This window comes from Hydrogenophaga sp. FG152, assembly GCF_057809615.1.
In genome coordinates, this window is the sequence record NZ_JBMDKH010000030.1 from 19,042 (window position 1) to 31,764 (window position 12,723).

The following is a 12,723-nucleotide window of genomic DNA, read 5'->3' on the forward strand; positions in this document are numbered from 1 at the left end:
GAAATCAGCCGGCGGTGTCGTCCAGCGGCCAGAGGGGGCGCCGCACGTTGCGGTAAGGCAGGGTGCGCAGGTCGGTGGCGTGGATGCCGCCCGATTCCACGAACACGATGCCGCGCGCGATGGGTTCGAGGTCGGCGCGGAAGTGGTTGATGCCCTTGAGGGCGAGCACGTTGAGCCGCTCGACGTCCACGCCGAGCACGCGGTACTGGCCGCGCTCCTCGGCCTGCACGCGGTTGCTGGCGACGATCACCTGCACCTCGCCGCATTGCAGCAGGGCGCTGGCGCCGATGGAGGCCGGTGTGCCGGTCTTGAAGGGGCCGCTGCGCACGAAGCGGCCGTCGGACACCGCGAGCACCCGGGCGCGCACGGCCACAGGCCCGCCGCCGAAGGCCGGGTCGGTCTTGCCGCCGATGCGCAGGTCCAGCGCCTGGCCCACGCCGGCTTCGATCGCCTGGCGCGCGCTCTCGGGGTCGTGGAGCAGGCCCACCAGCGTGCCCGGCAGGTTGGCGGCCAGCAGGGCCTGCAGCAGGGCGGTGGCGTCGCCGTAGCCGCCGCCGCCCGGGCCGTCGGTGTAGTCGGCCAGGATCAGCGGGCCGCGGCCCTGAGCGGGTTCGCGGCAGCGCGCCAGCGCCTCGTCCACGCTTTGCAGGTGCACGGTCTTCTGGTCGCGCCAGCGGTAGGCGTCGTCGATCAGCTCGTCCGCCACGCGCTGGCACAGCGCGGCGTCGCCGTCGCCGACCACCAGCACCGAGGGGCCGGCTTCGTAGACGTCGCCCATGTAGTAGCCCGCGTTCAGGCTCACATCGAGCACGGCCGCCTCGCGCTGCTCCCAGGCCCGCGCGCGGGCGTGCAGGCGCGTCATGGGGCCCTCGCGCAGCGTGCGGCCCAGGTCCATGCCGGCGATCATGTCGCGCCGCGCGAGGTGCACGCGCGGGCGGATCTCGCCGGCCAGGGCGCGCCGCACCAGTGCGCAGGCCCGCTGGCCGGCCTCGTACTGGTCCACGTGCGGCGTGGTGCGGTAGCTGGTGAGGATGTCGGCGTAGCGCACCATGGCGTCGGTGACGTTGGCGTGCAGGTCCAGCGTGGCCGCGACCACCACGCGCGGGCCGACCTGCTGGCGGATGCGGCACAGCAGATCGCCCTCGGGGTCGGGCAGGCCTTCGACGAACATCGCGCCATGCAGCGACAGCACCACGGCCGCCACGTGAGGGTGCTCGGCCAGCGCTCGCAGCATGGGCTCGGTGAGCGCGTCGTAGGCCGCGCGCGTGACGGGCCCGGCGGTGGAGGCGCAGGCGCTGACCGTGGGCACGAGCTGCCAACCCTGCGCCTGCGCGGCGTCGATGATGCCGCCCAGCTCGGTGCGCGTGCCGCGCATGCGCTCGACGATCTCGTCGCCGAACAGCAGCTCCTCGCGGCCGAACTCGGCCAGCGTGGTGCGCAGCCGGCTGAAGGCGTGGCTTTCGTGGCTGAGCCGGGCCACCAGCACTTGGGGGGCCGTGGTGCGGAGCGCGCTCATGCCGGGGCTCCGTGGAAGGCGAAGCCGCGGCCGGGCACCGAGTCCAGCAGGGCGCGGGTGTAGGCGTGGGCCGGGTCGGAGAACACCTGGTGCGCCGGCCCTTCTTCGACGATGGCGCCCTGGTGCATCACGATGATGCGGTCGCAGATCTGGTTGGCCACGCGCAGGTCGTGGGTGATGAACAGCAGGCCGATGCGCAGGCGTTGCTGGATGTCGTCGAGCAGCTCGAGGATCTGCGCCTGCACCGACACGTCCAGCGCCGAGACCGCTTCGTCGGCGATCAGCACCTGCGGGTTGCAGGCCAGCGCGCGCGCGATGCAGATGCGCTGGCGCTGGCCGCCCGAGAACTCGTGCGGATAGCGGTGCAGCGCGTCCGGGCGCAGGCGCACCAGGCGCATCAGCTCCTCGGCGCGGGCCCAGGCCTGCTCATGGCGCTGGCCGGCGTTGACCGCGCCTTCGATGATGGACTCGCCCACGGTCTGGCGCGGGTTGAGCGAGCGGTAGGGGTCCTGGAACACCACCTGCACCTGTTCGCGGAACGCCTTGAGCCGGCGCCCGCTGGCCTTCTGCACGGCCTCGCCATGCGACAGCACCTCACCCGCGCTGGGGTCGATCAGGCGCGCGATGCAGCGCGCCACGGTGGACTTGCCCGAACCCGATTCGCCCACGATGCCCACGGTCTCGCCGGGGCGCACGCGCAGCGACACGCCACGCGCGGCGTGCACATCCTTGCGACCGCCGAAGAGGCGCCGCGTGCTGTAGGTCTTGGCCAGGCCACGCGCTTCGATCAGGGGCGCGGCCTCGGCCACCGGCGCGCGCTGCACCGGCTCGAGGCCGGGCACGGCCGAAAGCAGCATGCGGGTGTAGGGCTCGCGCGGCGCCTGCAGCACCGCGAGCTTGGGGCCCTGCTCGACCATCTCGCCCAGTCGCATCACCACCACGTGGTCGGCGATCTCGGCCACCACGCCGAAGTCGTGCGTGATGAAGAGCACGGCGGTGCCGTTCTCGCGCTGCAGTTCGCGGATCAGCTTGAGGATCTCGGCCTGCGTGGTCACGTCCAGTGCGGTGGTGGGCTCGTCGCAGATCAGCAGCGCGGGCTTGAGGATCAGCGCCATGGCGATCATCACGCGCTGGCGCTGGCCGCCCGAGAGCTGGTGCGGGTAGGCGCCGAAGATGCGCGGGGGCGAGGGCAGGCGCGTGCGGCCGAACACCTCCAGGATGCGCTCGCGGCGTTCGGCCGACGAGAGCTCGGTGTGCACGGCCAGCATCTCGTCGAGCTGCTGGCCGCAGGTCATGACCGGGTTGAGCGCGGTCATGGGCTCCTGGAAGATCATGGCCATGCGCTCGCCACGCACGCGGCGCAGGCGCTCCGTCGGCATGGCCAGCACGTCTTCACCGAGCAGGCGCACACTGCCGCGCACGGGCGCCACGGCGGGCGGCAGCAGGCGCATCACGGTCTGCGCGATGACGGACTTGCCCGACCCCGATTCGCCCAGCAGGCAGGTGGTCTGGCCGGCGAAGACCTCGAAGCTGATGCGATCGACCGCATGAAGCCGGTCGGCGTTGGGGGGCAGTTGCACCGTGAGGTCGTGGACCGTCAGCACGGGCTCGATGGCGGCGTGGGAAAGGGTCATGGTCAGGCTCCGCGGCGGCGCAGTTTGGGGTCCAGCGTGTCGCGCAGGCCATCCCCCAGGATGTTCACGGCCAGCACGGTCAGCGCCAGGAAAGCACCCGGGAACAGCACGTTCTCGGGGTGTTCGTTGAAGTTGACGCGGCCCTCGGACATGATGTTTCCCCAGGTCGGGATTTCGGGCGAAAGGCCGATGCCGAGGAAGGAGAGGATCGCCTCGACCAGCATGGCCGAGCCGCAGACGTAGGTGGCGTGCACGATCAGCGGGGCCACGGCGTTGGGCAGGACGTGGCGCCAGAGAATCTTCCAGGTCGGCGTGTTCAGCGCGGCGGCGGCTTCCACGTACGGTTCCTCGCGCACCGAGAGCACGATGGAGCGCAGCAGCCGCGCCACGCGCGGGATCTCGGGGATGGCGATGGCCACCACGATGGTCAGCAGGCTGGCGCGCCACATCGAGACCAGCGCGATGGCCAGCAGGATGTTGGGGATCGCCATGAAGCCGTCCATGAGGCGCATCAGCACGCCGTCGAGGCGGCGGAAGTAGCCGGCCGCCAGGCCGATCAGGCCGCCGCCCAGCATGGCGAGCACGGCCACCGCCACGCCCACCAGCAGCGAGACGCGCGCGCCATAGGCGATGCGGCTCCAGGTGTCGCGCCCGAAGCCGTCGGCCCCGAGCAGGAAGAGGTGGTCCTTGGCGTCGCCGGCCAGGTCGGTGAAGGGCGCGCGCGTGCCGGGCGCGATGTTGATGCTGGCCGGGTCGATGGCCGACGGGTCCACCGTGCCCAGCCAGGGCGCGGCCACGGCCACGAAAGTCAGCAAGGCCAATGCGCAGGCGCCGACGCGCACCGCGCCGTTGGCGCGCACCAGTTGCCAGGTGGAAGGCCGTTGGCGAGCCGGCGTGGCTTCTTCGGGGGCCACGGAGGGCAGGTCGCGGGGATCGGAGGTCATGGTCGTCATTCGGGCAGGTCGGTCAGTAGCGGATGCGCGGATCCAGCAGCACGTAGCTCAGGTCGATCAGCAGGTTGATGAGCACGTAGACCACCGAAAACAGCAGGATCACGCCCTGGATGACAGGGAAGTCGCGCGAGAGCACCGCGTCCACGGTGAGCTGGCCCAGGCCGGGGATGGCGAACACGGTTTCGGTGACCACCACGCCACCGATCAGCAGCGCGATGCCGATGCCGATCACGGTGACGATGGGCACGGCGGCGTTGGCCAGTGCGTGCCGCATGAGGACGGCGCGCTCGGCCAGGCCCTTGGCCCGCGCGGTGCGGATGTGGTCTTCGGTCAAGGCCTCGGACACCGCCGCGCGCGTGACCCGCGCGATCAATGCGGTGTAGACCAGCGAGAGCGTGATGGCGGGCAGCACCAGGTTCGCGAGCCAGGGGCCCACGCCCGAAGAGAGGCGCGCATAGCCCTGCACCGGCAGCCAGCCCAGCTTGAGGGCGAACAGCCAGATCAGCGCGTAGCCGATGACGAACACCGGCACCGAAAAGCCCAGCACCGAGAAGCCCATCAGCATGCGATCGAGCCAGCCGCCGTGCCGCGCCGCCGCGAGCACGCCCAGCGGCACGGCGATCAGCACGGCCAGCACGATGGTGAGCGCGGCCAGCGAGAGCGTGGGCTCCAGGCGCTGCGCGATCAGCGTGGCCACGCTGGTCTTGAAGTAGTAGGACTCGCCCAGGTCGCCGCGCAGCAGCTCCCCGATCCAGATCAGGAACTGCGAGGGCAGCGAACCGTCCAGCCCCAGGCTCTGGCGCACGCGGGCGAGGTCGGCCTCGGTGCCCATGTCGCCCACGATGAGCGCCGCGGGGTCGCCGGGCGTCATGCGCAGGATCAGGAACACGAAGACCGCGACGAAGATCAGGACCGGCAGCGTCGAAAGCAGCCGGCGGGCGATGAAGGTGACCATGGCGTGTGCAGCGGCTGTGCGTCAGGGCTTGCTGATGTTCCAGTAGACGTTGGTCGCCCCGACGAGCACGCCGCTGACCACGCCTTTGCGGAAGGCCACCGGGCGCAGCAGCTCGCCCATGGGGGCGAAGGCGCCGATCTCGTAGGCGCGAACCTGGATGTCGTCGGCCAGTTGCTTGCGCTGCGCTTCGGTGGTGGCGCGCGCGTAGGTGGAGCGGAGCTGCTCCAGGCGCTCGTCGCTGGCCCAGCCGAACCAGCCGGCTTCGCCGTTGGCCGACAGCGGGGCGTAGTTGATCGGGTTCAGCGCGTCCTCCGTGCCCCAGTAGGTCACGAAGGCGTCCCAGCCGCCCTGGCTCGCCGGCTCCTTCTTGGCGCGGCGCGCCACCACGGAACCCCAGTCCATCGATTTCATGTCGACGGTGAAGCCGCCCTGGCGCAGCAGCTGCGCCACCACCGGCGGCAGCTTGGCCAGCAGGCTGTTGTCGGTGGCGTGCAGCAGCACCACCGGCTGGCCCTTGTAGCCTGCGGCCTTCAGCAGTTCACGCGCCTTGGCGAACTGCGGCTTGTCGGTGAAGCCCAGGCTCTTGGTCGAGGCCAATGGCGAGCCGCAGGGGTAGACCGACATGCAGGTCTTGTACAGCTCGGGAATGCCGACCTGCGTGCGCAGCAGCGCGTCCTGGTTCATGGACAGCATGGCGGCCTGGCGCACCCGCACGTCGTTGAACGGCGGCACCAGGTGGTTGAAGCGCAGCAGGTACTGCCCGCCGGCCGCGGCCGCGGTGGTGATGCGGTTGTTCGCCTTCAGGGCGTTGTAGTGCTCGAAGGGCACGGACTCAAGCATGTCGACCTCGCCGTTGACCAGGGCATTGACCTGCGTCTGCGCGTCCTTGAGCACCACCCACTCCACGCGATCGACCTTCACCGTCTTGCCACCGGTGGTGCCCGAGGGGGCTTCGGTGCGCGGCACGTACTTGTCGTTCTTCAGGTAGACGGCACGCTCGCCCGGGCGGAACTCGTCGGCCTTGAAGACGTACGGGCCCGAGCCGATGTGCTCGGCGATCTGCTTGTCGGCCGGCGTGTCGGCGATGCGCCTGGGCATGATGAAGGGCACCAGGGACGAGGGCTTGCCCAGGGATTCGAGCACCACGCCATACGGCTCGGTGAACACCAGGCGGAAGCTGCTGGCTGACACCGCTTCGGCCTTGTCCAGCACGGCGTACATGCGCTGGCCCATGGGGTCGCGCTTGGCCCAGCGCGCCAGCGAGGCGAGCACGTCCTCGGCCGTCACCGGCTGGCCGTCGTGGAAGGCCAGGCCGGCGCGCAGCTTGAACGTCCAGCTCTTGCCATCGCTGCTCACGGTGTGGGACTCGACCATCTGCGGCTGGATGCGCCCTTTGGCGTCGGTGCCGAAGAGCGTGTCGTAAATCATGTAGCCGTGGTTGCGGGTGACCACTGCCGTGGTCCAGACCGGGTCCAGCACCTTCAGATCGGATGAAGGCACGAGGCGGAACGTGCTGCCCTGCGCCAGGGCGGACGACGCCGCGAGGACGAGGGCAGCCCCCAGGGTGGAGGCGAACATGAAGCGGCGCGTGAAGGGCATGGGCATTCCTTGGTGGACACGTTGAGTGGGTACGTTCAGCTTCAAGCAAGCAATATGCCACGCAGGACAATTACTTTATTGTTCACTGGATAATTAGATTTTGTCGAATGGAGCATGGCGGCAGGAGAGGGATAACCCTAGGCGGCGGTCTGGGGCCCTTGCCCGACAACGGTGCGCGCAACGCACCAAACGGGCCGTTGGAGCGCTCGGGAAGGGTGCATGGCGCGGGGGTGGAGCGTGTACCATCGGCCCGGCCTCCTCAACGCCCGACCCGACGCCATGCCCCCCTCAGCTTCCTCCAAGCCCGCCCGCAAGACGGCGGGAAGGCCCACCAACAGCACCATCACGCGCGAGCTCATCGTCGAGGTGGCGCTTGCCCAGATCGACCGGGTGGGCATCCATGCGTTCAGCATGCGGGACGTGGCGCGGTCGCTGGACGTGTACCCCAGCACCATCTACTGGCACCTGGCGTCGAAGGACGCGCTGCTGGCCGAGGTGTCGAACCTGGTGATGGCCGGTGTGGTGCCGCCGCGCGGCGAAGGCGACTGGCGCGCCTGGATGCGCAAGCTGTTCAACCGCTACCGCAAGTCCGTGCGCAAGCACCCCAACGTGGCGCAGTTGATCGGTGCTCAGCTGGCCTCCAACGGCGCCTTGAGCACCGACCTGATCGAAGGCGTGATCCAGGCCCTGCTGGAAGCGGGCGCCACCGAGGCCAACCTGCGCGAGGCCTACAACTGCGTCATCTCCGCGATGATGGGCTTCATGACGATGGAACTGGCGCCCCTGCCCACCGACGATCCCGAGGGCTGGGCCACTGCGCTGGAAGGCCGGGTGCGCTCCATCGACCCGCTGGCCAATCCCACGCTGGTGCGCTACCTGCCCTTGCTGGCCAACCGCGCTTTCATCCTGCGCTGGCAGAACGGCACCGACGTGCCGCTCAACAGCAGCTTCGATGCCCATGTCGAAATTTTTCTCAGTGGGCTCGAAGTGTTCCTTGGCCGTAAGACATCCCCGACGGGCTGAAGCGGGCACGGGGCGCCAGCGCTGCGGCGGGGGAGCGCCGTGTCGATCAATGCCCTGTCAGCGCCTGAGTGCCGCCAGGCGCGCCTTGGCGGCCTGCAAGAGCCCACCGCGCCCGCTGGGCGCCCGGGCCTTGGTCTCGCCCGGGGCGAGGATCTGCATCGCTTCCCCCGAGGCCAGGCGCTGCGCCAGCTGCGTTCGCGCCGCGTGGGCCTCGAAGGACGCGTGGCTCAGCACGTGCACCTGAAGGTGGCGCCCCAGTGTGCCCCGCAGCTTCTGGCAGGCTGCCGCCATGGCGGCGGCATCGGGCAGGCGTTCGCCGTGCACGACGAGCACCGTCAGCGTGCCCTGGGGGTCCTCGCCCAGCAGCACGGCCTGCAGCACCGAGTCCTTGAACTTGGCGCGCAGCATGGCGCGCAGCGGCTCCGCCGCAGCGAAGGACTTGAGCGCGATGCGGCGCAGCTCGGCGTAGAAGACGAAGCCGGTGTTGGCGCTCACCGGCCCGGCCTCGCCATCGGTATCGGCGGCGTGCTGGGTCAGGATGCCGCTCTGCAGCAGGTGCTGCAGCGTGCGCTCGACATCGTCGGGCGTCAGCCGTGTCGCCTTGGCGAGCGCGGACCTCGAGTGCGGTTGGGTGGGTTCGGCGAAAACGGTTTTGAGGATCTGTTGAACCTCAGGCGCCAGGAGGAAGTCGGCGGCGCTGATCGTGCGGGAAGTCATGCCCGCGACTTTGACACAAGCGCCACGGCCCTCGCCTCAGGTCAGGGGGCTCAGAGCGACAAGCGCTTGAAGAGGCGCTCCGGAATCGACTTGATGATGGCCATCACGCCCCACCAGAACCAGGGCGCGTACACGACGTCGCGCCGCTTGGCGATGCCGCGAAGAATCTCTTCGGCGATGGCATCGGGAGAACTCCAAAGCGGCCCCTTCTTGTCAAATGCCGCCGTCATCGGTGTGTCCACGAACCCCGGCTTGATCGTCAAGACCTGGACGCCCGACTTGTGCAATCGGTTGCGCAGGCCTTGCAGGAACGTCGCCACGGCACTTTTCGCGGTGCCGTACACGTAGTTGGATTGCCTGCCGCGATCGCCGGCCACCGAACCGAGAACGACGATGGCGCCCTGCCTTTGCGCTTCAAATCGGTTGGCCAGATGGGTGAGCAACGAGATCACGCTGATGGCGTTGGTGTTCAGTTCCTGGAGCGCGGCCTGGAAATCCTGCTCGCAGGCTTTTTGATCGCCCAATGTGCCGTGGGCAATCAGGGCCACGTCGACCCCCCCGAGTGCGCCTGCGGCGGTGTCGATCACGGCGGCGTGCTGGGCCAAGTCGTTCACGTCCAGCGCCGCACACTGGACCGACTGAGCGCCGCGAACTTTCAGATCGCCCGCGATCTCGTGCAGATGATCCCGGTCGCGCCCGACCAGATAGAGCTCATGCCCCTCGCGCGCCCAGCGACGCGCCGTCGCTTTCGCGATGGCTGAAGTCGCACCGATGATCAGAATTCTCGTCATGATTTTTTTGGGTACAGATGCATCTGAAGGGCGTGCCTGCGTGCAGCGTTTATGCCAAACCCAGTCGACGGGACTGGGCCGACATGAATTTGCCGTGGGCATGCCAGCGTGCACGCACCTCCTCGAACTCCTGCCACCGTGGGTAACCCGCCTTGAACATGGCTTCGCTCATCCGGGCATCCTTGGCGAGATACAGCCGCCCGCCATGCGCGGCAACGATGCCGTCCAGCACGTCGAGCAGTTCAAATGTCGCGGCTTCCGCTTTGAAATCCACCGCCAGCGAATACCCTTTCAGGGGGAAGCTCAACGGGTTGGCATTGGCGTCGCCAAACAATTTCAGAACAGCGAGGAAAGCACCGAGTCTGGATTGACCGATGTGTTTGAGTATGTCCCGCAATCCTTCCGCACCGGATGCCTTGGGCAACACAAACTGGTATTGCAGAAATCCCGGGCGGCCATACAAGCTGCTCCACCCGGTAATGGCATCCAGCGGGGCAATGAATGACTCGAACGGCTGGCGCGACTTTTGCGCATGGGAGCGTGCCCGGCCGTAATAGGCGGCATTGAACATCTTGGCCACCGCTCGATTGAGCAAACCCGAGGGCATTTCGGCAGGTATTCCAAGGGCCTTGACCTGTTGTGCGATCAGTGGGCCCTCGGTGCATTGCTCTCCCATGACGAGAATGGAGCGGCCCAGGTGGGTGCCACGCGCCATGCAGTCGATCCAGGCGACCGAATAGGCGCTGGCGGCATGCGCGTCAAAGGCCTCAAGCACCGCGTCCAGGTTGGGTGTCTTGATCCTGGTCTCCAGGATGTCGCTGGCGGTGATGGCCCTGAGCCGCAACACGGCGGACACGATGACGCCGGTCAGCCCCATCCCGCCACAGGTGGCATGGAAAAGCTCGGCCTTGTCGGATGGAGACGCACCCACGCACTCCCCGTTGCCCAAAAGAATCCGAATCGAAGCGACATGGGCGCTGAAGGTGCCATCACGGTGGTGGTTCTTTCCGTGAACATCACTGGCAATGGCACCGCCGACGGTGATGAAGCGTGTGCCAGGCAGGACGGGGAGAAACCAGCCACGTGGCACGAAGGTTTGCAGAATGTCATCCAGCGAAACACCGGCATCGCAGGAAAGCACACCCGTCTGCGGATCAAAGTCATGAAACTGATCCAGATAGCGGGTTGAAAGCACCTGGGGGCCCAGCGCACTGTCACCATAGCTTCGCCCCCGTCCGCGAGCGATCAGTGGCAGGGCGCCTGGCATGGCACGCAGGCACTGCTGCCTCGACAGCGGCTCGGCCACATGGGCTTCCTGCCTCGGATAGCGACCCCAGCCATGCAATTCCATCAGGCCGCCTGGGGTGCAACGTTTTCGCGGTGGATGGCGCAGTCCAATTCCAAGCCAATGGCACCACCAATGCATCGCGCTGTGATTGAGGAGCGAGGTGGGCGCATGAAGGCGATGCTAGCATGGGCGTCGTCCATGCCACGGGCTGGAATGGACAATGGCCGCAGGGCTCGCCAATAAAAAAATCAGTTCTCGCTCGACATCCATCCGCCCATGAAAACCCGACTTCTCTCTTTCGCGGTGCCGCTTGCCGGAACGCTGTTCATGCTCGGGTATTTGCTTTATGGAGATTTCGCCCCGACGATGCGCGGGCTCGATTTGTCTTGGCACGCGATGCTCGGGTACGCCCACGAAAACAGGCTTCAGCACGGCAGTCAAATCATATTCAACTACGGGCCGTTGTCTTTCATCGAATCGGTCATCTACTTCGAACAAACCCATCAGGAGAGGCTGCTCTACAAGGCCGCCTTCCTGCTGATGGTGGGCATCGGTTGTTTCCTGGTATTGCAAATCAGGAGCGCAGGGGCTTTGCTGGCCTGGGGTGGCCTGACCCTGCTGATGGGCATCTGGCGGGATGTGTACCTGCTCCTGCCCGCCTTGCTGCTGTGCCACCATGAATGCCGCAGACAGCAGGGCAATGCCGCGCAACTCGCGCTTTCGGTTCTGCTCGCGTTCGCCGCGGCGTTGGCGTGCCTGGTCAAGGCGAATGCCCTGTTCTTCAGTTTGCCTGCCCTTGTCCTGGCGAGCATCTACCGCTTCACCGTGCGGGACTACCGGCCCATTGTCCCCGTGTGCTTTGTCTTGTCCTTCGTCCTGCTGTTCTGGTTGTCTGGCCAAGATGTCTCCGGCGTGTTCCGCTTTCTGCGCGGCTATGCCGATGTCTCGCTGGCCTACAACGCGGACATGGGCCTGCCCGCGCCATTCGCGCTGCATGGCGCCTACATCGTTGGCGCCGCCGTCCTTGTCGCCGCAACGCTGCGCATGACCCGGCCTGCCAGCACGGTGCTCAGCCTCGTCACGCTGGGGTATCTGCTGGTGGCCTACAAGATGGGTTTTGTTCGGCATGGCGCGAACCCGGGCGCTTCGTTTCTCGCGCTGGCCGTGCTGTGCGCCGTGCAACTTGGGAGCCCAAGCGTCGACGTCCCCACCCGCCGCCACCGGCGTGTGATGGCCGCAGTGGCGATGGCCGCGGCTTTGCTGGCCATCCACATCTCGGCATCCGTGCTCCCGCAAGTGGGTTACATCACAGGGTACGTGCACGCTGTGGAGAGTCGCATCCGCTATGTGCTGGACCCAGGATACCGGGCCGCCTCGGATGCCGACAGGCGCCGTCGCCACGAGACGGCGCTCATGGAAGCGCGCGCAGCCCTGCCCTTTGTGGGCATCGAAGGCCCCGTCGATGTCTTCCCCTTCGAGTTCAGTCTGGCTTACGCGTCTGGGTTGCCGATCGCCTCGCGGCCCGCATTTCAGTCCTACTTTGCCACCAGCCGCTACATGTCGGCGCGCAACGCGGATTTCCTCGCCAGCCCGCAGGCTCCGCGGTCGGTGGTTTTCAGCGTCGTGCCCATCGATGGCCGCTACGCAGCCCAGGAAGATCCGCTTACCCTGGGAGCCTACCGACGGCAGTACCAGGTTGACCGGCAGACGCCGAACGCCCTGCTGTTGACGCGCCGTGCTTCGCCGCTGGCCCAGTCTGAACGGTGCCGCACGTCTGAAACGGAGTTCGATCTGCCACTGCTGGTTCCCTCCGTGGGCCCGGATCAAGCGGTGTGGGCCGAGATGGACGTGGAACCCACCTGGTTCGGACGGGTTCTGAGCCTGTTGACCGGTCCCCCCGTTCTTCGCATGACGATCGCCACCCCGATGGGGAGCACCGATTTCCGGTATCTGCGCGAGGCGGGCCAGACCGGCTTCCTGTTGTCACCCGCGCTGGTCTCCACCGAAGCGGCCGCGCATTTTTTCAATGCCGAGAGCCGCCTGGAAGACAAGGTCCTGGGTCTTTCGATCCAACAGCCCAGCGGAGCAGTGCCTTGGTTCGAGGAGAAGATCTCCGTCAAACTGTGCGTGCTTTCCTGGGATTCGGCAGACAAAGCCGGCCCATGACCGCTGGCTGTCGTGGCTACACCGCTGCAGCGAGTTCGGGCACGGCGGTGAACAGATCGGCCTCCAGGCCGTAGTCGGCCA

General features: G+C 67.4%; 10 protein-coding genes. 2 read left to right on the forward strand and 8 right to left on the reverse strand.

The features are described from left to right. Positions 1 to 4: 4 nt before the first annotated feature. From ACODTB_RS24750 to ACODTB_RS24770, 5 genes are read right to left on the reverse strand one after another with little or no spacing between them, the layout of a single operon-like run. A complete protein-coding gene (locus tag ACODTB_RS24750) occupies positions 5 to 1,516 on the reverse strand; it encodes a M81 family metallopeptidase (RefSeq protein ID WP_291115092.1) in 1,512 nt (503 codons plus the stop codon). Then, positions 1,513 to 3,150: an ABC transporter ATP-binding protein gene (locus tag ACODTB_RS24755; protein ID WP_291115090.1), complete on the reverse strand. Its 1,638-nt coding sequence runs from the start codon at positions 3,148 to 3,150 to the stop codon at positions 1,513 to 1,515. The genes ACODTB_RS24750 and ACODTB_RS24755 overlap by 4 nt, the downstream gene beginning before the upstream one ends. Before the next feature lie 2 nt (positions 3,151 to 3,152). Then, positions 3,153 to 4,094, reverse strand: coding sequence for an ABC transporter permease (locus ACODTB_RS24760; protein WP_291115089.1), 942 nt, complete (start codon positions 4,092 to 4,094; stop codon positions 3,153 to 3,155). Between the two features lie 22 nt (positions 4,095 to 4,116). Next, complete coding sequence (locus ACODTB_RS24765) at positions 4,117 to 5,058, reverse strand: ABC transporter permease (protein WP_291115087.1); 942 nt, start codon at positions 5,056 to 5,058, stop codon at positions 4,117 to 4,119. A gap of 21 nt (positions 5,059 to 5,079) precedes the next feature. Beyond that, a complete protein-coding gene (locus tag ACODTB_RS24770) occupies positions 5,080 to 6,657 on the reverse strand; it encodes an ABC transporter substrate-binding protein (protein ID WP_291115085.1) in 1,578 nt (525 codons plus the stop codon). 279 nt (positions 6,658 to 6,936) lie between these two features. Between ACODTB_RS24770 and ACODTB_RS24775 the strand changes: the two genes are divergently transcribed. Continuing rightward, the gene (locus ACODTB_RS24775) at positions 6,937 to 7,680 is read left to right on the forward strand and encodes a TetR/AcrR family transcriptional regulator (RefSeq protein ID WP_291115083.1); all 744 of its coding nucleotides are present in this window, start codon (positions 6,937 to 6,939) and stop codon (positions 7,678 to 7,680) included. A gap of 57 nt (positions 7,681 to 7,737) precedes the next feature. On the opposite strand, the gene ACODTB_RS24780 is transcribed toward ACODTB_RS24775, so the two are convergent. The 3 genes from ACODTB_RS24780 to ACODTB_RS24790 are packed head-to-tail and all read right to left on the reverse strand — an operon-like array spanning position 7,738 to position 10,539. Continuing rightward, entirely contained in the window at positions 7,738 to 8,397 is a 660-nt protein-coding gene (locus tag ACODTB_RS24780) for a hypothetical protein (RefSeq protein WP_291115081.1), read from the reverse strand. Between the two features lie 50 nt (positions 8,398 to 8,447). After that, a complete protein-coding gene (locus ACODTB_RS24785) occupies positions 8,448 to 9,188 on the reverse strand; it encodes an SDR family oxidoreductase (RefSeq protein WP_291115079.1) in 741 nt (246 codons plus the stop codon). 49 nt (positions 9,189 to 9,237) lie between these two features. Beyond that, positions 9,238 to 10,539, reverse strand: a complete 1,302-nt coding sequence (locus ACODTB_RS24790; RefSeq protein WP_291115077.1) for an FAD-binding protein — start codon at positions 10,537 to 10,539, stop codon at positions 9,238 to 9,240. A gap of 213 nt (positions 10,540 to 10,752) precedes the next feature. Here ACODTB_RS24790 and ACODTB_RS24795 point away from each other — a divergent pair, with 213 nt between their 5' ends. After that, on the forward strand, positions 10,753 to 12,642 hold the full coding sequence (locus tag ACODTB_RS24795) for a hypothetical protein (RefSeq protein ID WP_291115075.1): 1,890 nt from the start codon (positions 10,753 to 10,755) through the stop codon (positions 12,640 to 12,642). Positions 12,643 to 12,723 lie beyond the last annotated feature (81 nt).

Excerpts from the sequence above, each read along its gene's own strand:
- ACODTB_RS24755 (WP_291115090.1), bottom strand. The coding sequence starts at position 3,150 with ATGACCCTTTCCCACGCCGCCATCGAGCCCGTGCTGACGGTCCACGAC.
- ACODTB_RS24780 (WP_291115081.1), bottom strand. The coding sequence starts at position 8,397 with ATGACTTCCCGCACGATCAGCGCCGCCGACTTCCTCCTGGCGCCTGAG.
- ACODTB_RS24750 (WP_291115092.1), bottom strand. The coding sequence starts at position 1,516 with ATGAGCGCGCTCCGCACCACGGCCCCCCAAGTGCTGGTGGCCCGGCTC.
- ACODTB_RS24775 (WP_291115083.1), top strand. The coding sequence starts at position 6,937 with ATGCCCCCCTCAGCTTCCTCCAAGCCCGCCCGCAAGACGGCGGGAAGG.
- ACODTB_RS24760 (WP_291115089.1), bottom strand. The coding sequence starts at position 4,094 with ATGACCTCCGATCCCCGCGACCTGCCCTCCGTGGCCCCCGAAGAAGCC.
- ACODTB_RS24785 (WP_291115079.1), bottom strand. The coding sequence starts at position 9,188 with ATGACGAGAATTCTGATCATCGGTGCGACTTCAGCCATCGCGAAAGCG.
- ACODTB_RS24770 (WP_291115085.1), bottom strand. The coding sequence starts at position 6,657 with ATGCCCTTCACGCGCCGCTTCATGTTCGCCTCCACCCTGGGGGCTGCC.
- ACODTB_RS24795 (WP_291115075.1), top strand. The coding sequence starts at position 10,753 with ATGAAAACCCGACTTCTCTCTTTCGCGGTGCCGCTTGCCGGAACGCTG.
- ACODTB_RS24790 (WP_291115077.1), bottom strand. The coding sequence starts at position 10,539 with ATGGAATTGCATGGCTGGGGTCGCTATCCGAGGCAGGAAGCCCATGTG.
- ACODTB_RS24765 (WP_291115087.1), bottom strand. The coding sequence starts at position 5,058 with ATGGTCACCTTCATCGCCCGCCGGCTGCTTTCGACGCTGCCGGTCCTG.